This window comes from Streptomyces sp. PsTaAH-124 (genome assembly GCF_000373685.1).
Lineage (GTDB): Bacteria > Actinomycetota > Actinomycetes > Streptomycetales > Streptomycetaceae > Streptomyces > Streptomyces andamanensis.
The window spans coordinates 308,874-327,710 of sequence record NZ_KB892158.1 but is presented as its reverse complement, the minus strand read 5'-3'; the positions used below and the strand labels follow the sequence as shown (position 1 = coordinate 327,710).

At 73.6% G+C, this 18,837-nt stretch carries 20 protein-coding genes; 13 read left to right on the top strand and 7 right to left on the bottom strand.

What is annotated here, in order from left to right:
- The first annotated feature begins 3 nt into the window (after positions 1 to 3).
- Both B086_RS0103730 and B086_RS0103725 read left to right on the top strand, forming a co-directional pair.
- A complete protein-coding gene (locus B086_RS0103730) occupies positions 4 to 1,440 on the top strand; it encodes an aldehyde dehydrogenase family protein (protein WP_018565058.1) in 1,437 nt (478 codons plus the stop codon).
- Positions 1,433 to 2,359 carry an aldehyde dehydrogenase family protein gene (locus B086_RS0103725; protein WP_018565057.1) on the top strand — a complete coding sequence of 309 codons (927 nt, stop codon included), beginning with the start codon at positions 1,433 to 1,435 and terminating at the stop codon, positions 2,357 to 2,359. Before B086_RS0103730 ends, B086_RS0103725 begins: the two co-directional genes overlap by 8 nt.
- A 105-nt stretch (positions 2,360 to 2,464) precedes the next feature.
- Here the strand turns inward: B086_RS0103725 and B086_RS0103720 are convergent, their stop codons facing one another.
- Entirely contained in the window at positions 2,465 to 2,863 is a 399-nt protein-coding gene (locus tag B086_RS0103720; RefSeq protein WP_018565056.1) for a hypothetical protein, read from the bottom strand.
- 127 nt (positions 2,864 to 2,990) lie between these two features.
- Here B086_RS0103720 and B086_RS0103715 point away from each other — a divergent pair, with 127 nt between their 5' ends.
- Positions 2,991 to 3,626, top strand: coding sequence for a uridine kinase family protein (locus B086_RS0103715; RefSeq protein WP_420712525.1), 636 nt, complete (start codon positions 2,991 to 2,993; stop codon positions 3,624 to 3,626).
- A gap of 229 nt (positions 3,627 to 3,855) precedes the next feature.
- Here the strand turns inward: B086_RS0103715 and B086_RS0103710 are convergent, their stop codons facing one another.
- Positions 3,856 to 4,593 carry a SigE family RNA polymerase sigma factor gene (locus B086_RS0103710; protein WP_018565054.1) on the bottom strand — a complete coding sequence of 246 codons (738 nt, stop codon included), beginning with the start codon at positions 4,591 to 4,593 and terminating at the stop codon, positions 3,856 to 3,858.
- Between the two features lie 193 nt (positions 4,594 to 4,786).
- On the opposite strand from B086_RS0103710, the gene afsQ1 reads away from it, so the two are divergent.
- The 5 genes from afsQ1 to B086_RS0103685 all read left to right on the top strand — a co-directional run bounded on the left by afsQ1 (position 4,787) and on the right by B086_RS0103685 (position 8,855).
- A complete protein-coding gene (gene afsQ1 / locus B086_RS0103705; RefSeq protein ID WP_158679181.1) occupies positions 4,787 to 5,464 on the top strand; it encodes a two-component system response regulator AfsQ1 in 678 nt (225 codons plus the stop codon).
- Complete coding sequence (locus tag B086_RS0103700) at positions 5,461 to 7,122, top strand: sensor histidine kinase (RefSeq protein WP_018565052.1); 1,662 nt, start codon at positions 5,461 to 5,463, stop codon at positions 7,120 to 7,122. The genes afsQ1 and B086_RS0103700 overlap by 4 nt, the downstream gene beginning before the upstream one ends.
- 89 nt (positions 7,123 to 7,211) lie before the next feature.
- Entirely contained in the window at positions 7,212 to 7,799 is a 588-nt protein-coding gene (locus B086_RS0103695; RefSeq protein ID WP_026252067.1) for a hypothetical protein, read from the top strand.
- Positions 7,800 to 8,009: 210 nt separating this feature from the next.
- Entirely contained in the window at positions 8,010 to 8,561 is a 552-nt protein-coding gene (locus tag B086_RS0103690) for a VanZ family protein (RefSeq protein WP_026252066.1), read from the top strand.
- Between the two features lie 90 nt (positions 8,562 to 8,651).
- The gene (locus tag B086_RS0103685) at positions 8,652 to 8,855 is read left to right on the top strand and encodes a PspC domain-containing protein (RefSeq protein WP_018565049.1); all 204 of its coding nucleotides are present in this window, start codon (positions 8,652 to 8,654) and stop codon (positions 8,853 to 8,855) included.
- Between the two features lie 140 nt (positions 8,856 to 8,995).
- Here the strand turns inward: B086_RS0103685 and B086_RS0103680 are convergent, their stop codons facing one another.
- Both B086_RS0103680 and B086_RS0103675 read right to left on the bottom strand, forming a co-directional pair.
- Complete coding sequence (locus tag B086_RS0103680) at positions 8,996 to 9,349, bottom strand: hypothetical protein (RefSeq protein WP_018565048.1); 354 nt, start codon at positions 9,347 to 9,349, stop codon at positions 8,996 to 8,998.
- Positions 9,350 to 9,487: 138 nt separating this feature from the next.
- The gene (locus tag B086_RS0103675; protein ID WP_018565047.1) at positions 9,488 to 10,651 is read right to left on the bottom strand and encodes an adenosine deaminase; all 1,164 of its coding nucleotides are present in this window, start codon (positions 10,649 to 10,651) and stop codon (positions 9,488 to 9,490) included.
- Positions 10,652 to 10,798: 147 nt separating this feature from the next.
- Here B086_RS0103675 and B086_RS0103670 point away from each other — a divergent pair, with 147 nt between their 5' ends.
- Positions 10,799 to 11,563, top strand: a complete 765-nt coding sequence (locus B086_RS0103670; RefSeq protein ID WP_026252065.1) for a hypothetical protein — start codon at positions 10,799 to 10,801, stop codon at positions 11,561 to 11,563.
- 61 nt (positions 11,564 to 11,624) lie between these two features.
- Here B086_RS0103670 and B086_RS0103665 read toward each other — a convergent pair whose 3' ends face one another.
- Complete coding sequence (locus B086_RS0103665; RefSeq protein ID WP_026252064.1) at positions 11,625 to 12,599, bottom strand: LysR family transcriptional regulator; 975 nt, start codon at positions 12,597 to 12,599, stop codon at positions 11,625 to 11,627.
- Positions 12,600 to 12,661: 62 nt separating this feature from the next.
- Between B086_RS0103665 and B086_RS0103660 the strand changes: the two genes are divergently transcribed.
- The gene (locus tag B086_RS0103660; protein ID WP_018565044.1) at positions 12,662 to 13,993 is read left to right on the top strand and encodes an MFS transporter; all 1,332 of its coding nucleotides are present in this window, start codon (positions 12,662 to 12,664) and stop codon (positions 13,991 to 13,993) included.
- 148 nt (positions 13,994 to 14,141) lie between these two features.
- Entirely contained in the window at positions 14,142 to 15,158 is a 1,017-nt protein-coding gene (locus B086_RS0103655; protein ID WP_018565043.1) for a sigma-70 family RNA polymerase sigma factor, read from the top strand.
- Here the strand turns inward: B086_RS0103655 and B086_RS42505 are convergent.
- The gene (locus B086_RS42505) at positions 15,042 to 15,431 is read right to left on the bottom strand and encodes an STAS domain-containing protein (protein ID WP_158690361.1); all 390 of its coding nucleotides are present in this window, start codon (positions 15,429 to 15,431) and stop codon (positions 15,042 to 15,044) included. The genes B086_RS0103655 and B086_RS42505 overlap by 117 nt on opposite strands.
- A 157-nt stretch (positions 15,432 to 15,588) precedes the next feature.
- Between B086_RS42505 and B086_RS0103645 the strand changes: the two genes are divergently transcribed.
- Positions 15,589 to 16,311, top strand: coding sequence for a hypothetical protein (locus B086_RS0103645; protein ID WP_158690360.1), 723 nt, complete (start codon positions 15,589 to 15,591; stop codon positions 16,309 to 16,311).
- A gap of 126 nt (positions 16,312 to 16,437) precedes the next feature.
- Entirely contained in the window at positions 16,438 to 17,358 is a 921-nt protein-coding gene (locus tag B086_RS0103640; protein ID WP_026252062.1) for an AEC family transporter, read from the top strand.
- 118 nt (positions 17,359 to 17,476) lie between these two features.
- Here B086_RS0103640 and B086_RS0103635 read toward each other — a convergent pair whose 3' ends face one another.
- Positions 17,477 to 18,760 carry a thymidine phosphorylase gene (locus B086_RS0103635; RefSeq protein WP_018565040.1) on the bottom strand — a complete coding sequence of 428 codons (1,284 nt, stop codon included), beginning with the start codon at positions 18,758 to 18,760 and terminating at the stop codon, positions 17,477 to 17,479.
- Between the last annotated feature and the right edge of the window lie 77 nt (positions 18,761 to 18,837).

The window sequence follows — 18,837 nt, the reverse complement described above, 5'->3', positions numbered from 1 at the left end:
CCCATGGCTTCCGCATTCGAGTACGCACCCGCGCCCGAGTCCCGCTCGGTCGTCGACATCGCCCCCTCCTACGGCCTGTTCGTCGACGGCGAGTTCACCGACGCGGCCGACGGCAAGGTCTTCAAGACGGTCAGCCCGTCGACCGAGGAGGTCCTCGCCGAGGTCGCCCAGGCCGGTGCGGCGGACGTCGACCGCGCGGTGAAGGCCGCCCGCAAGGCGTTCGAGAAGTGGTCGGCGCTGCCGGGCGCCGAGCGCGCCAAGTACCTGTTCCGCATCGCCCGGATCATCCAGGAGCGCAGCCGCGAGCTGGCCGTCCTGGAGACCCTGGACAACGGCAAGCCGATCCGCGAGACCCGCGACGCGGATCTCCCGCTGGTCGCGGCGCACTTCTTCTACTACGCGGGCTGGGCCGACAAGCTCGACCACGCCGGTTTCGGCGCCGCCCCGCGCCCGCTGGGCGTGGCCGGCCAGGTCATCCCGTGGAACTTCCCGCTGCTGATGCTGGCGTGGAAGATCGCCCCGGCGCTGGCGACGGGCAACACCGTCGTCCTGAAGCCCGCCGAGACCACTCCGCTGTCCGCCCTGTTCTTCGCGGACATCTGCCGCCAGGCGGGCCTGCCCAGGGGCGTCGTCAACATCCTGCCGGGCTACGGCGACGCGGGCGCCGCGCTCGTCGCGCACCCGGACGTGAACAAGGTGGCGTTCACCGGCTCCACGGCCGTCGGCAAGGAGATCGCGCGCACGGTCGCGGGCACGGCCAAGAAGCTCACCCTGGAACTGGGCGGCAAGGGCGCCAACATCGTCTTCGACGACGCCCCGCTCGACCAGGCCGTCGAGGGCATCGTCACCGGCATCTTCTTCAACCAGGGCCAGGTCTGCTGCGCGGGCTCGCGCCTGCTGGTGCAGGAGTCGGTCCAGGACGAGCTGCTGGACGCGCTCAAGCGGCGGCTCTCCACGCTGCGCCTGGGCGACCCGCTGGACAAGAACACCGACATCGGCGCGATCAACTCCGCCGAGCAGCTGGCCCGGATCACCGCACTGGCCGACCAGGGCGAGGCGGAGGGCGCCGAGCGCTGGTCCCCGGCCTGCGAACTGCCCGGCTCCGGCTACTGGTTCGCCCCGACGCTGTTCACCGGCGTGACCCAGGCGCACACCATCGCCCGCGACGAGATCTTCGGCCCGGTGCTGTCCGTGCTGACCTTCCGCACCCCGGACGAGGCGGTCGCCAAGGCGAACAACACGCAGTACGGCCTGTCGGCGGGCATCTGGACGGAGAAGGGCTCCCGCATCCTGGCGGTGGCGAACAAGCTCCGCGCGGGCGTGATCTGGTCCAACACGTTCAACAAGTTCGACCCGACCTCGCCCTTCGGCGGGTACAAGGAGTCGGGCTTCGGCCGCGAGGGCGGTCGCCACGGCCTGGAGGCGTACCTCGATGTCTGACCGATCTGACCGACTGTCTGTCTTCAAGACCTACAAGCTGTACGTCGGCGGGAAGTTCCCGCGTTCGGAGAGCGGCCGGGTGTACGAGGTGACGACGCGCACATCAGCCGCTGGCGCGGCGGGCAAGGGCAACTGGCTGGCGAACGCGCCGCAGGCGTCCCGCAAGGACGCCCGGGACGCGGTGGTGGCCGCGCGCAAGGCGTTCGGCGGCTGGTCGGGCGCGACGGCGTACAACCGCGGCCAGGTCCTTTACCGGGTCGCCGAGATGCTGGAGGGCCGCCGCGAGCAGTTCGTGCGCGAGGTGGCCGACGCGGAGGGCCTGTCGAAGGCGAAGGCGGCGGCGGTCGTGGACGCCACGGTCGACCGCTGGGTCTGGTACGCCGGGTGGACCGACAAGATCGCCCAGGTGACCGGCGGCGCCAACCCGGTGGCGGGCCCCTTCTTCAACCTGTCCTCCCCGGAGCCGACCGGTGTGGTGGCCGTCCTCGCCCCGCAGGAGTCGTCCTTCCTGGGCCTGGTCTCGGTGGTGGCCCCGGTGATCGCGACCGGCAACACCGCGGTGGTGATCGCGAGCGAGCGGTCCCCGCTGCCCGCGCTCTCCCTGGCCGAGGTGCTGGCCACCTCGGACGTGCCCGGCGGCGTGGTCAACGTCCTCTCCGGCCGCACGGCGGAGATCGCGGCACCGCTCGCCGCCCACCAGGACGTCAACGCGATCGACCTCGCGGGCGCCGACGAGGCGCTGGCGAAGGAACTGGAGATCGCCGCGGCGGACAACCTCAAGCGCGTACTGCGTCCACAGCCTGTGGACAACATCGACTGGACGGCCGCCCCGGGCACCGAGCGCCTGACGGCCTTCCTGGAGACGAAGACGGTCTGGCACCCCACGGGCTCCCTGGGCGCCTCGGGCTCGTCGTACTGACACACCCCGGAGGCGGCACCACCGCCCCGGCGAAGCCGAGAGCCGCGCCTCCCCTCCGTCCGGGGGAGCGCGGCTCTCCGCACGCGAGCGGTCGGCGCGACCGGGTCAGCGCACCGCGCCGAGCACCTGCCCGACCACCGGCACACTCCCGACCGACGGCGCCTGCGCCACCGGACCGGTGAGCATCTGCGAGGTCAGCGGCTTGAAGTCGGCGAGCTGGGTGCCGACGCCGTTGTCCAGCGGGTCGACGCCGGTCCCCGCCAGCGGGTTGGGCTTGAGCCCGGCCACCGGCCCGGTGATGTACCCGACCGTCCCGGCCAGCGCCTGGGCCCCTGCCTGCGGGTCGACCTTGCCGAGCGACCCCGTCTCGTAGTCACCGCCCACGACCGGCAGGCTCGCCGCCTCGGCGGACACCACACCCGCCCCCAGAGCGACACCGATGGTCGTCACGGCGGTCAGTACACGCCGGACGGCGGAACGGGAAGCGGACGCGTGTCGGGCCATTTCTGATGCCACCTTCTGATGCGCAGAGTAACGAGAACAACGCACAGGGTAGTTGAGACCCATCCCACGCACCAAAGCCGACCCGCCCTCTCGGCACCCGGGCAACCATGCGTCAAACTGGTGTTCCGTGAGCCTTCATCCCCCGTCACCCGCCCGCGTCGTGCTGCTCTGCGGCCCCTCCGGTTCGGGCAAGTCCCTGGTCGCCGCCCGTTCCGGGCTGCCTGTGCTGCGTCTCGACGACTTCTACAAGGAGGGGGACGACCCCACGCTGCCGCTGGTGGCGGGGAGTTCGGACATCGACTGGGACCATCCCGGCTCGTGGGACGCGGAGGTCGCCGTGGAGGCGATCGTGCGGCTCTGCGCGACGGGCAGCACCGGGGTCCCGGTGTACGACATCGCGTCCAGTTCCCGGACCGGCGAGGAGACGCTGCACATCGGGCGCACGCCGCTGTTCGTCGCGGAGGGGATCTTCGCCGCGGAGATCGTGGAGCGCTGCCGCGAGCGGGGCGTGCTGGCCGACGCGCTCTGTCTGGCCCGGGGGCCGGTGACCACCTTCCGGCGGCGTTTCCTGCGGGATCTGAAGGAGGGGCGCAAGTCGGTGCCGTTCCTGCTGCGCCGGGGCTGGCGGCTGCTGCGGACCGAGCGGGCGATCGTCGCCCGCCAGGTCTCCCTGGGCGCGCACGCCTGCGGCCGCGACGAGGCCCTGAGCCGGCTCGCGGCCGCCGCGGCGGGCCGGCAGGTGCGGACGCGTACGGCGGCGTAGCCGCACCCCGCGGCGCCGCGCCCCGCACAGCCGCACCCCGGGCGCGCACACGGAAACGGAAAGCGGGGCCGGAAGGACCCCCCGGCCCTCCAGCCCCGCTCGTTTCCCCCGTGTTCCCTGCTTCCCCTGTTCCCCCGTATCCCTTCTCTTTCCTTTCCCCCTGCTTCCCCGTCCCCCGTGCTTCCCCCGTGCTTCCCCCGTTCCTCCCCCAGACCTCCGGTGGACCGGCTCAGGCGACCAGTTCGCCGAAGGACTCCTCGTGGTCACGGCCGAAGCTGAGGACCTCGTCCTCGCGCAGCCGGCGCAGCGAGCGCCAGATGCTGGACTTCACCGTGCCGACGCTGATGCCGAGGATGTCCGCGATCTCCGGGTCGGTGCGGCCCTCGTAGTAGCGCAGGACCAGCATCGTGCGCTGGAGTTCGGGCAGCCGGGCGAGCGCCTGCCACAGGACGGCGCGCAGTTCGGTGCCGCGCATCGCGTCCGTGTCGCCGGGCGTCTCCGGCAGTTCCTCGGTCGGGTACTCGTTGAGCTTGCGGCGCCGCCAGGCGCTGATGTGCAGGTTGGTCATGGTGCGGCGCAGATATCCGCCGACCGCCGCCTTGTCACTGATCCGGTCCCACGCCCGGTAGGTCGAGAACAGCGCGCTCTGGAGCAGGTCCTCGGCCTCGTAGCGGTCGCCGGTGAGGTGGTAGGCGGTGGCGTACAGGGAGGCGCGGCGCTCCTGGACGTAGGCGGTGAACTCCACCTCCGACACGGTGCGGCGCTCCCCCGAGCCCTCCCCGTACGCGCTTCCCCCGTGTGTCTCCCCCGTGGGTGCGTCCACGACCGTCATATAGGCGGCGTGCTGACGCCCGGTGCCGCGAGCACACCCCCGCAGGCTCTGGGCACCGGACTTCTCCGATCCGCGGGTCACGTCGTGCAGACGCGTGACCACTGCGCTGGTGCTGGTGCTGTGCAGCGGGTTCATCTCGCGCCTCCCGTCGGTGGACCTCTGGTGTTCGGATCGCTCTCGTGCTGTGTCGAAAAGCCTGCCGGGGGCACTTCATGGCGATGTCCGCCGACTGTCACAGACCTGTCACAGGGGTCCGGTCCGGCGGCGGAGGGGTGCGAAGCCGTACGGGTGTCGAAACCCCGGGCCCGCATGGGCCAGAATGAGGCCCGTGCCTTCCCTGTTGCTGATCGAGGACGACGACGCCATCCGGACGGCCCTGGAGCTCTCACTGACGCGCCAGGGTCACCGGGTGGCCACCGCTGCCAGTGGTGAGGACGGTCTGAAGCTGTTGCGCGAGCAGCGGCCGGACCTGATCGTGCTGGACGTGATGCTGCCCGGCATCGACGGGTTCGAGGTGTGCCGGCGCATCCGGCGCACGGACCAGTTGCCGATCATCCTGCTCACGGCGCGCAGCGATGACATCGATGTGGTGGTCGGTCTGGAGTCCGGTGCCGACGACTATGTCGTCAAACCCGTGCAGGGGCGGGTGCTCGACGCCCGGATCCGGGCGGTGCTGCGGCGCGGCGAGCGGGAGGCGAACGACGCGGCGGCCTTCGGCAGCCTGGTCATCGACCGGGCCGCGATGACGGTGACGAAGAACGGCGAGGACCTCCAGCTGACCCCGACCGAGCTGCGGCTGCTGCTGGAGCTGAGCCGGCGGCCCGGTCAGGCGCTGTCGCGGCAGCAGTTGCTGCGGCTGGTGTGGGAGCACGACTACCTGGGCGACTCGCGGCTGGTGGACGCCTGTGTGCAGCGGCTGCGGGCCAAGGTGGAGGACGTGCCGTCCTCGCCGACGCTGATCCGGACCGTGCGTGGCGTCGGCTACCGCCTGGACGCGCCTCAGTGACGAAGGAGCAAGGGGGGTCCGGCGGCTGGGCCGCGGGACGCAAGGGTGTGCTGTCGCGGTGGCGCTTCACGAGCCTGCGGCTGCGGCTGGTCGTGGTGTTCGCGCTGGTGGCGCTGACGGCGGCGGTGTCGGCGTCGGGGATCGCGTACTGGCTCAACCGCGAGGCGGTGCTGACGCGCGCGCAGGACGCGGTGCTGCGGGACTTCCGGCAGGAGATGCAGAACCGCGCGGGCACGCTGCCGGTGCACACCACCCAGGACCGGTTGCAGCACACCGCCGGGCAGATGGCGGGCAGCAGCCAGCGGTTCAGTGTGCTGCTGGTGGGCCAGGACGCGGACGGGCACGCGGTGTACGCCAGTTCGGGCGGGCTGAGCGGTTTCTCGCTGGCGGACGTGCCCGCCTCGCTGCGCGCGGCGGTGGACAAGGCGCAGTCGCTCTCCTCGTCGAACAAGTCCCCGTACCACCTGTACTGGCAGCGCGTCACGCTGCACGGCACGCCGTATCTGGTGGCCGGTACGAAGGTGATCGGGGGCGGTCCGACCGGCTACATGCTGAAGTCGCTGGAGCCGGAGGCGAAGGATCTCAACTCGCTGGCCTGGTCGCTGGGGATCGCGACCGCGCTGGCGCTGGTCGGCGCGGCGCTGCTGGCGCAGGCCGCGGCGACGACTGTGCTGAAGCCGGTGCACCGGCTCGGGGTGGCCGCGCGGCGGCTGGGCGAGGGCCGGCTCGACACCCGGCTGCGGGTGTCCGGTACGGACGAACTCGCCGATCTCTCCCGTACGTTCAACAACGCGGCGGCAGCGCTGGAGAAGCGCGTCGCGGACATGGCCGCCCGGGACGAGGCGTCGCGGCGTTTCGTCGCGGACATGAGCCATGAGCTGCGGACGCCGCTGACCGCCATCACCGCCGTGACGGAGGTGCTGGAGGAGGAGCTGGAGTTCGAGGGCGGCGGTATCGATCCGATGATCGAACCGGCGGTCCGGCTGGTGGTGAGCGAGACCCGGCGGCTGAACGACCTGGTCGAGAACCTGATGGAGGTGACCCGCTTCGACGCGGGCACGGCGCGGCTGGTCCTGGACGACGTCGACATCGCCGACCAGATCACCGCGTGCATCGACGCGCGGGCCTGGCTGGACGCGGTGGAGCTGGACGCCGAACGGGGCATCCACGCGCAGCTCGACCCGCGGCGGCTGGACGTCATCCTCGCCAATCTGATCGGCAACGCGCTCAAGCACGGCGGCTCGCCGGTGCGGGTGTCGGTGCGGGTGTCGGACGGCGGGGAGCCGTCCGGGGCGCCGGAGTCCGCCGGGGAGCGGGAGCCGGGCGCCGTGGCGGAACAGGGCGCGCAGATCGTCATCCAGGTGCGCGACCACGGGCCGGGCATCCCGGAGGACGTCCTGCCGCATGTCTTCGACCGGTTCTACAAGGCCAGCGCGTCCCGGCCGCGTTCGGAGGGCAGCGGTCTCGGTCTGTCCATCGCGCTGAACAACGCGCACATCCACGGCGGCGACATCACCGCGGCCAACTCGCCGGACGGCGGCGCGGTGTTCACGCTGCGGCTGCCGCGCGACGCCTCCGCGCTCACCGGGGACGGCGCGGAGGGCGACGGACGGCACGGCGCGGGCGCGGCGGGCAACGCGAAGGGGGGTGCCCGGTGAGGGCGCGCGGGACCCGAGGGCGCTGGGCGTCCGCACACCGGAACCACCGGAACCACCGAAGTCACCGCAGCCGTCGGCCGAGCGGGGCGCTGCTGGCGCTGCCCGCGCTGGCCCTGCTGCTGGCCGGCTGCGGGATCCGGCCGACCGGGGTGCCCACGGACTTCGGCGGCGCGCCGTCGCGGGTGCCGTGCTCGCTGTCCCAGCCGGACGTGGTGACGCAGACCTCGCGCGGGGTGCCGGTGCAGGCGTTCCTGCTCTGCGGTGCCTCGCTGGTGACGGTGGACCGCGTGGTGCCGGTGCCGGAGGGCGCGGCGGACGCGCAGCGGCGGCTGATCGTGGCCCGCGGGCTGCTGGGCCAGCTCGCGGCGCCGCCCTCGGCCGCCGAACAGGCCGCCGGGTACACCACACATGTCCCGGCCGGTCTGACCGTCGCCGGGCCGCGTCCCAAGGATCCCGAGGACAGTCTGCGGCTGAGCACCGCGCCGGGCGGCCTCGATCCGTACGCGCTCGCGCAGATCGTCTGCACGCTCTCCGACTCGGCGGCGGCCGAGGGCGACGGCTCGGTGGTCCTCGGCGGCCCCGGCGACGTCCGCCTGAGCCGCTACGCGTGCACCGACGAGCTGCGCTCCCGCCCCGGCACGACGAAGCCCCCGTCCTCGGAGGTCACGGGCTCCTGAGAGCCGTACGGCAGGGGCGGGGCAGGGGGCAGGGGCCGGACGGGTCCGTACGCGCCGGGCCGTACGCATTGGGCCGTACGCGCCGGGCCGTACGCGCTGGGGCCCTGCCCGCCACCGTACGGGCCGGACGGGTCCGGGTGTGGCGCGGGACTCACCGGGGTACGGGCCGGGGGCGGAACCGATCGTGGGGAGCGCCGCGTCTTGGGGGGCGTGCAGCTTGAAGGGTCCGCCTGCGGCAGTGCCGCGTTCCGCGTCCGTGTGGCAGGGAGTGTCCTCCTTGCCGCCCATCTCGCCTTCGTCGCCTGGCTGATGCTGCGTCCGCTGGACGTCCCCTGGGTGATGCCGGCGAATCTGCGCCCGCTCACCACCCTCCGCGCCGATCTCGCCCTCGGGGGCGCCCAGGCGGTCCGGCGGATCGGGGAGGGGCTGGTGCTGCTGGCACCGCTGGGGGTGCTGCTGCCGATGGCGCACGGCCGGATCGACTCCCGTCCGCTGCCGTCCGGGCTGCGGACGACCGCGGCGGGCGCGCTGGTGTCCGTGGGGATCGCGCTGCTTCAGTCGGGGGTGCCCGGCCGGGTGGTGGACGTGGACACGATACTGCTGAACACCGCGGGGGTGGCTCTCGTGTACGGGGCGGTCGTCCCGGCGGTCCGTGCCCGGCTGCGCCGCAGGGCCGGGCGGCCGCAGCGGCGGACCGTGCCCGTGGAGGAGACGGCTCAGGGTCGGACCCCGACGATTCCCAGGGTCGGGATCGCCCCGTAGAGCGACGCTTCATCCCCTTCGTCTCCGTAGCGTGGAGGTCATGAGGGGGTCCCGCCGGGGCCCGCACCGACAGCCCACGGAGGCATCGAGATGAGCGCCCTTGCCCGTCCCACCAACGGCCGCGTGATCGGCGGGGTGTGTGCCGCGCTGGCCCGGCGCTTCGGCACCTCCGCGACGACGATGCGCGTGATCTTCCTGCTGTCCTGCCTGCTGCCCGGACCGCAGTGCCTGCTCTATCTCGCCCTGTGGATCCTGCTGCCCGCCGAGGGCAGGCCGGGCCGTACGGCGTGGTAGCCGACGCGGTGGACGTACGCCGCCGGGGCGCACCCTGAAGCAGGGGTGCGCCCCGGCGGCGTACCGGCCGGACCGGTGTGCGGCCGGACCGGCGTACCGGCCGGACCGGAGGGGTCGGCCGGTCGGCCGGGTGCGCCGGATCAGCCCAGCGGGAGGCCGTTGACCGGGAGGCCGTGCGTGGGCAGGCCCTTGACCGGGAGGCCGCCGAGCAGACCGGCGACCGGGGCGGTCGGGCCGTGTTCGAGCATGCTCTGGGCCACCGGCTGGGCGGCGGCGAGGCCCGTCGCGACGGTCGGCTTGGCCTGGTCGAGCGCCTGACCGGCCCCCGGCAGCGCCTTGGTGACGTTCTCGGTGGGGAGCGCCTTGCTGACGGTGCCCAGCGCCTGGCCGGCGTCCGGGGCGGCCGGGGCGGCGTTCGCGGCGCCGGCGCCCGCCGCGGCGAACGCGGCGCCGAGGGCGGCGACACCGAGGGTCTTGACGGCAGACTGCTTCATGTAAACGCGTCCTTGACTGGAAGACGGGGGACTGAGCGGTTCTCGACCGTAAACACGGCGAGTGCCGTACCGCAAACATCGAATTGCGGACGGATGGTGAAAGCCACTCTCCCCGCCGTCACCCCGGATATCCCGCCGTCAGCCTTCCGGGGTGGAAGAACCGCTGGTGGAAGCGGTCTGCCGGAACAGCCATTCGGATTTCAGTGCCGCATATCCGGGCTTGATCACATCGTTGATCATGGCCAGACGTTCATCGAAAGGAATGAACGCTGATTTCATCGCATTGACGGAGAACCACTGCATGTCGTCGAGCGTGTAGCCGAACGCGTCGACAAGGTGCTCGAATTCCCGGCTCAGGGTGGTGTGGGACATCAGACGGTTGTCGGTGTTGACGGTGGCGCGGAAGTGCAGCCGCCGCAGCAGCCCGATCGGATGCTCCGCGTAGGAGGCGGCGGCGCCGGTCTGGAGGTTGGAGCTGGGGCACAGCTCCAGCGGGATGCGCTTGTCGCGGACGTACGCGGCCAGCCGGCCGAGCGCGACCGTGCCGTCCTCGCGGACCTCGATGTCGTCGATGATCCGCACCCCGTGCCCGAGCCGGTCGGCGCCGCACCACTGGATCGCCTGCCAGATGGACGGCAGCCCGAAGGCTTCGCCGGCGTGGATGGTGAAGTGGTTGTCGGCCCGCTTCAGGAACTCGAAGGCGTCCAGATGCCGGGTGGGCGGATGACCGGCCTCGGCGCCCGCGATGTCGAAGCCGACGACCCCCGCGTCCCGGTACCGGTCGGCGAGTTCGGCGATCTCCAGCGAGCGCGCCGCGTGCCGCATCGCCGTGAGCAGCGCGCCGATCCGGACCCGCCGCCCGGCGGCGAGCGCGGCCCGCTCCCCTTCCCGGAAGCCCTCGTCGACCGCCTCGACGACCTCCTCGAGACCGAGGCCGCCCTCCAGGTGCTGCTCGGGGGCGTAGCGCACCTCGGCGTAGACGACACCGTCGGCGGCGAGGTCCTCGGCGCACTCGCGGGCCACCCGCACCAGCGCGTCGCGGGTCTGCATCACGCCGACCGTGTGGGAGAAGGTCTCCAGATACCGTTCCAGCGACCCGGAGTCGGCGGCCTCGCGGAACCACAGGCCCAGCTTCTCCGGATCGGTGGTGGGGAGGCGGTCGTAGCCGGTGGCGCGGGCCAGGTCGACCACGGTCGCGGGCCGCAGCCCGCCGTCGAGGTGATCGTGCAGCAGCACCTTGGGCGCCCGGCGGATCTGGTCACGGCCCGGCGCGTTCCCCGGGCGGGCAGGCTGGCTCGTCATTTTCGCACTCTATGCCCTACGCGCGTAGAAAGCGCCGTGCGCGCGCCGCTCCCTCCGGTCCGGTACGGGCCTTCGCACAGCCGCCGATACGTAACGGTGACCGCACGGACGGGTCGCGTACACGGAGCCTTCTGACACTGTTCTGCCATGGCACAGCAAGCGACGCCGGTTCGCACGGCCCGGCTGGGAAGGACGCTCGGCCCGGAGCCGGCCACGGTGAGCGCGGTGGTGCTGCTGCTCCCGGCCGGCCGGGAGACGTCCGCGCGCAGACCCTCCGCGGTGCTGGCCGCCGCCTCGGTACGGACCCTGGGGCGCGGGCTGGCCCGCGCGGGCCGCGCCGAGGGGCTGGCCGCGCACGTGGTCCACTACCGCTACAGCGGCTGGAACGGCGGCGAGGCGCATCTCGCGCAGGACGCCACCTGGGCCGTCGAGGAGACCGTACGGCGCTACGGCGATGTCCCGGTGTGCCTGGCCGGGCTCGACATGGGCGGCCGGGCGGCGCTGTGCTCGGCCGGTCACGAGGCGGTCAACTCCGTGGTGGCCCTCGCCCCTTGGCTGCCCGAGGACGACGTCGCCGCCTCACCCGAACCGGTCCGGCAGCTGGCCGGCCGCCAGGTGCTGATCGTGCACGGCACCAACGACGAACGCACCGACCCCGAGCTGTCCTTCCGCTTCGCGGAGCGCGCGAAGAAGGCGAACCGGGACGTGTGCCGTTTCGAGGTCCACTCCGACCGGCACGGGTTACGCCAGTACCGCAGCGAAGTCGCCGCGCTCACCGCCGACTTCGTGCTGGGCGCGCTGTTCGACCGGGGTTTCTCCCGGCCGGTGCAGGACGCGCTGGCCGCGCCGCCACCGCTGGGACTGCGGATGCCGCTGGCAGCGGGCTTCGGCACGACGCTGCGGCGGCGGTAGCCGGTCGCGGTGGTGCGGCCCGTGTGCGCGGGCCGCACCGGGCCGTCCCGTGTCACGGCTGTCACGGCAGCAGTCTGCCGCGCCGGGAGAGCAGGAACTTCTTGAACGCGGCCACCGGTGGGGTGTCCGGATGTCCCTCCAGCCAGGCCACGCCGATCTCGCGGACCGCGCGCGGAGCGGTGACCGTCAGCTCGGCCACGCCGGGCCTGGGGACCGCGGGCGGAGGCAGCAGGGCGACGCCGAGCCCGGCGGCGACCAGGCCCCGCAGGGTCTCCGTCTCCTCGCCCTCGAAGGCGATGCGCGGGGTGAACCCGGCCTCCCGGCACAGCGCGTCGGCGATCCGGCGCATGCCGTAGCCCGGTTCCAGGGTCACGAAGGTCTCCTCGGCGGCCTCGGCCAGCCGGATCCGGCGCCGGGCGGCGAGCCGGTGCCCGGCCGGGACGACCAGGCGCAGCTTCTGCTCGTCGAGGCGGCGGGCGACCAGGTCGGGGGCTTCGGGCACCGGAGAGGTGAGGCAGAGGTCCAGCTCACCGGCGCGCAGCCGCTCCAGCATGGCCTCGCCGTAGTTCTGGACCAGGCTGAAGCGGACCCGGGGGTGGTCGGCGCGGAACGCCTGGAGGAGGCCGGGCACGGTCTCGGCGCCCATGGTGTGCAGAAAGCCGAAGGCGACCTTGCCGGTGGCCGGGTCGGCGTCGGCGCGCACTTCGTCGGCGGCGCGGGCGATCTCGGCGAGGGCGCGTTCCACGGAGCCGAGGAAGGTGCGTCCGGCGGGGGTGAGGGAGACGGTGCGGCCGCGCCGGGCGAACAGGTCGACGCCGAGGTCCTGTTCCAGCCGGACCATGGCCCGCGACAGCGTGGACTGCGGGACCCGCATCTCCTGCGCGGCGCGGGTGACGTGCTCGGTGCGGGCGACCCCGGCGAAGTGGGCGAGCCGGGGCGCGAGCAGCCGCGTGATCTCCTCACTGGTCCGCTCTGTCATGACTTCTGTGTCACCGGACGGTGACAGACGCCCCTGTGACCTCTGCTGATGCACGATGGGAACGATTATGGCGAGTCCGTGCATTGGACGGATGAAGGCGTCCTTCCTACCGTCGAAGCATGTCTCCCGCCGATACCGGGGCGTCCACCGCCGTGGACGCCTCCCCCGCCGTCTCCTCCGCCTCCCCGGCCTCGTCCCTCTCCTCAGCCTCCTCCGTCTCCTCCGCCGACTCGCGGATGGCGCCCGGCGGTCCCGGCTACCGCCGGATGAGCCTCGCCCTCTTCCTCGCCGGGGTCGCCACCTTCGCCCTGCTGTACTCCACGCAGGCGCTGCTGCCGCTGATCTCCGGCGAGTTCGGGGTCGCGGCGAGCGAGGCGAGCTGGACGGTGGCGGCGGCGACCGGCGGCCTGGCCCTGTTCGTCCTGCCGATGAGCGCGCTCTCGGAGCGTTTCGGACGGCGTACGGTGATGACGGCGTCGCTGGTGGTCGCGGTGGCCGTCGGCCTGGTGGTGCCCTTCGCCCCGTCGCTGGGCGCGCTGGTGGTGCTGCGGGCCCTCCAGGGCGCCGCGCTGGCCGGGGTGCCCGCCTCCGCGCAGGCGTATCTCGCCGAGGAGGTCCGGCCCAAGGCGCTGGTCACCGCGATCGGCCTGTTCGTGGCGGGCAACAGCGTCGGCGGGATGAGCGGCCGGGTCATCACCGGCTGGGCCGCCCAGGAGTGGGGCTGGCGGGTCGCGGTCGGGCTCGTCGGGGCGATCGCGGTGGCGTGCGCGGTGGCCTTCCGCCTGCTGCTCCCGGCGCCGCGCCACTTCACGCCGGGCTCGCTGCGCCCGCGGGTGCTGGCCGGCACGGTCCGCGACCACCTCTCGAACCCGCTGCTGCGCCGCCTGTACGCGATCGGCGCGCTGTTCATGACGGTGTTCGGCGGCGTCTACACGGTGATCGGCTACCGCCTGACCGAGGCGCCCTTCTCGCTCCCGCAGGGCATCGTCGGCTCGATCTTCCTGGTGTACCTGGTGGGCACGGTGTCGGCGTCGACGGCCGGCCGTCTGGTGGGGCGGCTGGGCCGCCGGGGCGCCCTGTACCTGGCGGGCGCCACGACGGCGGCGGGCCTGCTGCTGTCCGTGCTGGACTCGCTGGTGTCCGTGCTGCTGGGCCTGGTCCTGATCACCGCGGGCTTCTTCGCCGGGCACGCGGTGGCCTCCTCGGCGGTCAGCAGGACCGCGTCGCACGGCCGTGCCCAGGCGTCCGCCCTGTACCAGTCCGCGTACTACATCGGCTCCAGCGTGGGCAGCACGGTCGGTGCGACGGCCTTCCACGGCCAGGGCTGGGACGGCACCGTCGGCGTCGGACTGCTGGCCGTGGCGGGGGTCGTGGCGATCACGGCGCTCGGCTCGCACGCGGCCCGGCGCGCCGCTCGGCGCGAGACACGGCGCGAGGCGGCGGTGGCCTGAGCCGGACCGGCACCGGCTCCCTCGCCCCCCTCCTGACCTGCCGTTCTCCCGGCTCCGGGGGCCGTTGTCAGTGGGCTGCGGTAGCTTCCGGGGTGTCGGGTGCGACGACGCACTCCGGCGGGACGGCCACAGGGGTGGGTGGACGACGATGGGCGACGGCACGGCGGCGACGGCGGACCTCGCGACACAGCTGGAGAAGCACCGCGTCGAGCTGACCGGTTACTGCTACCGCATGCTCGGCTCGTCCTTCGAGGCGGAGGACGCGGTCCAGGACACCCTGGTGCGCGCCTGGCGCAGCCACGACCGGTTCGAGGGCCGCTCCAGCCTGCGTTCCTGGCTGTACCGGATCGCGACGAACGTGTGCCTGGACATGCTGAAGGCGGGCGGCAAGCGGGCCAGACCGATGGACCTGACCGAGTCGGCACCGCTGGCGCAGGCGGCCCTGGCGCCCCGCCCGGACCATGTGTGGCTGGAGCCGGTGCCCGACAGCCGGGTGCTGCCCGCGGCCGGGGACCCGGCGGAGGCGGCCGTCGCCAAGGAGTCCGTGCGGCTCGCCTTCATGGCCGCGCTCCAGCGGCTGCCGCCCAAGCAGCGGGCCGTGCTGATCCTGCGCGAGGTGCTGGCCTGGCGGGCGAGCGAGGCCGCCGAGCTGCTCGGCACCACGGTCGCCTCGGTCAACAGCGCCCTCCAGCGGGCCCGCGCCACCCTCGCCGAGCGGGCGGAGAGCGGCGCGGACGCCGAGGTGTCCGACCCGCTGGACGAGGAGCAGCAGAAGCTCCTGGAGCGCTATGTGCAGGCGTTCGAGGGGTACGACATGACGGCGCTGACCGCGCTGCTGCACGAGGACGCGGTCATGACGATGCCGCCGTTCGACCTGTGGCTGACCGGGCCGTCCGACATCACCGGCTTCATGTCGACGATGGGCGCGGCCTGCGCGGACTCCCGGCTGGTGCCGGTGCGGGCCAACGGGCTGCCCGCCTTCGCCCAGTACAAGCCGGACCCGGAAGCGGGCGGCTACGCGCCGTGGGCGGTGCAGGTGCTGGAGATCTCAGCGGGCCGGATCACCGGGTTCCACTGCTTCCTGGACACCCAGCGGTGGTTCCCGCTGTTCGGGCTGCCCCTCCGTCTCGAAGGCGAGGCCGACCAGGTCGAGCAGCAGGGGTAGCGCGGGGTCGGGGTCGCGCAGCCGGATCCGGCCGCCGGACCGGCGGGCGGCCAGCTGGAGCCGTGCCAGCAGCTCCACGGCCCACAGGCCCGGCGGTCCCAGCCCGCCGACGTCGCAGACGACGACCCCGGGCAGCCTTCCCCCTTCCAGCAGCGCATGTACGGCGGCGCAGAGCCCGGCCACCTCGTCACGCGTGACGGGGCCGGTCAGCACGAGCACGGCGGGTGTCCTGGCATCCACGTGCGGTAGACGCCCGCGACGGCCCGGACTCATCGGCACGCCCCGGCCCGAACTCCTTTGCGCGGCCCGGTGTGTTCCGGTCCTGCGCCCACCCGGGAGCACCCCGCGCCTCCTTGAGTACGCCCTTGAGTACGCGGTGTGAGTACGCGCGCCCATGTCCGGCCCGCCGTCGCCCGGCAGCATGCTGCCCATGACACGAGGTCCGCTCGCCCCGTCCGCCCCGCCCATACCGCCCGCGCCGCCCGCGCGGCCCGTCGCGGCCGTCTCCGGTCCGCGTCCGGCCGGCTCGCGCCGTATCCGGGTGACGGTGGCCGTGGGGCTGACGGCGCTCGCCACCGTGCTCAGCCTCGGCGCGGGGCTGACGGCGCGGCAGTGGTGGGACGGCGACGCCTATCCGGTCGCCGACCCGGCCGTCACCGCCGACCGGCTGGACGCCCGCGCCCAGGAGGTCTACGCGGCCCTCGCCCTGCCGGACGCCGAGCTGGACGACGCGCCCACGAGCAGCCCGCGCCGCCGGGCCGAGTCCGACTGCCCCTACACCGGTCTGAGCCACCTGGCGGACCAGTTCAGCGACACGCCGCCGAACATGCCCGGCGTGGTCACCGTGAGCAGCCGGTGGACGCTGAAGAACGTCCCCGGTTCCGCGGGGCAGTCGGCGCTGCGGCGGGCGGCCACCGAACTGCGGCGGCAGGGCTGGGACGTCACCGAGAACGCGACCGCCGACCAGAGGACCACCCTGCGGACGGTGCCGCCCGGCGGCGGCGCGACCCTGTACGCCAGGGCCCTCCCCGGCGGCCGGCTCGCCGTGTCCGCCGCCGCGGAGTGCGCCCGCTACCCGGAGAACACCCCGACCGGCGCGGACGGGAACCCCGAACTCCCGCCGCAGCGGCTGCCGGACGGCCTGCGCCGCTGATCCGCGGGCGACCGGGCGGAGATCACATTGACCGCCCGCCCTCCCCCGCCGGAGGGTGGGCGGCATGCGCCACGGACCCCCGCCGCCCCCGACACCCGCAGGACCGCCGACCGCCGAGGGGGCCGTGTGCAGGGGGTGCTGACCGGTTTCGCGGTCATCGCCGTGGTCATCGGCGTGGGGTACGTCCTGGGCCGGCGCGGCTCGCTCGGCGAGCAGGGCCGCGAGGTGCTGACCCGGCTGGCCTTCCAGGTGGCGACCCCGGCCCTGCTGTTCACCACGCTGGCCCGCGCCGATCTGTCCGTGGTGTTCTCCAGCCGGCTGCTGGTGACGGCGCTGAGCACGGCGGCGGCAGCGGGGGTGTTCGTCGCTGCCGGTGCCGTAGGCCGCTGGGGCGTGGGCCGCACCACCATCGGCGCGCTGTGCTCCAGTTACGTCAACTCCGGGAACCTGGGCATCCCGATCGCCGCGTACGTCCTCGGTGACGCCTCCCTGGTGGCGCCGGTGCTGCTGTTCCAGCAGATCGTCGTCACCCCGGTCGCGCTGACGGTGCTCGACCTGACCGGCGCGGGCGACAAGGGGCCGCTGTGGCGGCGGCTGCTCACCCCGCTGCGCAATCCGATCGCGGTGGGCGCGCTCGGCGGCGTCCTGGTCTCGGGGACGGGGCTGCCCCTTCCCGGCCCGGTGCTGGAGCCGCTGACCCTGATCGCCAACATGTCCGTCCCGGCCGTCCTGCTGGCGTACGGCATCGCGCTGCGCGGCAGCGCCGCGCCCGGCCGGGGGCTCGACCGCCGGCCGGTGCTGCTGTCGGTGGCGTTGAAGGCCGTGGGCCAGCCGGTGGCCGCCTGGGCGCTGGCGGCGGGCGTCTTCGCACTGCACGGCGCCGCGCTGCTGGACGTGGTGGTGACCTCGGCGCTGCCCGCCGCGCAGAACCTCTTCACCTACGCGAGCCGGTACGGCGTCGGCGAGGACCTGGCCCGCGAGTCGATCCTGCTCTCGACGGTGCTGTCGGTACCGGTCCTGGTGGCGGTGGCGGCGCTGCTGGGCTGACGCCGCCTCGGCCCCGTGCCGGACACCGGGATCCGGGCCCCGTACGCCGGACGGGACCGGCGGCGCTCCACCGGTCCCGTCCGTCCGCGTACGCGGGCCGCGAGCCGCGGCCCGCGGGTCAGGCGATGCGCTCCAGGACCACCGGCGAGGCGCTGAAGTCCGTGCCCGCCGGGGCGACGTCGTAGGAGCCGGCCACGGCCTCCAGGGCGTACGCGAAGCGGTCCGGGGTGTCGGTGTGCAGGGTCAGCAGGGGCTGGCCCGCGGTGACCGGGTCACCGGGCTTGGCGTGCAGTTCGACGCCGGCCGCCGCCTGCACCGGGTCCTCCTTGCGGGCGCGGCCGGCCCCGAGACGCCAGGCGGCGACACCGACGGCGTAGGCGTCCAGACGGGTGAGGACACCGGAGGAGGGGGCCGTGACGACGTGCTGCTCCCGGGAGGTGGGCAGCGCGGCGTCCGGGTCGCCGCCCTGCGCGGCGATCATGCGGCGCCACACGTCCATGGCGGAGCCGTCGGCCAGCGCCTTGGCCGGGTCGGCGTCCTTCAGGCCCGCCGCGTCCAGCATCTCCCGGGCCAGGGCCAGGGTCAGTTCGACGACATCGGCGGGGCCGCCGCCGGCCAGCACCTCGACGGACTCGCGGACCTCCAGGGCGTTGCCCGCGGTCAGGCCGAGCGGGGTGGACATGTCGGTGAGCAGCGCGACCGTCCGCACCCCGTGGTCGGTGCCCAGGCCGACCATGGTGGAGGCCAGTTCGCGGGCGTCCTCGACGGTCTTCATGAAGGCGCCGGAGCCGACCTTGACGTCCAGGACCAGCGAGCCGGTGCCTTCGGCGATCTTCTTGGACATGATCGAGGAGGCGATCAGCGGGATCGCCTCGACCGTGCCGGTGACGTCCCGCAGGGCGTAGAGCTTCTTGTCGGCGGGGGCGAGGCCGTCGCCCGCCGCGCAGATCACCGCGCCGACGCCGTCCAGCACGGACAGCATCTCCTCGTTGGACAGCAGGGCCCGCCAGCCGGGGATCGACTCCAGCTTGTCCAGGGTGCCGCCGGTGTGGCCGAGGCCGCGCCCGGACAGCTGCGGGACGGCCGCGCCGCAGGCGGCCACCAACGGGGCCAGCGGCAGGGTGATCTTGTCGCCGACGCCGCCGGTGGAGTGCTTGTCGGCGGTGGGCCGCGACAGCGAGGAGAAGTCCATGCGCTCGCCGGAGGCGATCATCGCGGCGGTCCAGCGGGCGATCTCCCGCCGGTCCATGCCGTTGAGCAGGATGGCCATGGCGAGCGCGGACATCTGCTCGTCGGCGACCTCCCCGCGGGTGTACGCGTCGATGACCCAGTCGATCTGCTCGTCGCTGAGTCCGCCGCGGTCCCGCTTGGTGCGGATGACGGAGATGGCGTCCATGGCCATGGTTGTTTCGCTTCCTTCCGGGGTGCGAAGGTCTTGTTCAGACGGGTGCGGCCCCTCCGCGCCGCGCCGGGCTCACC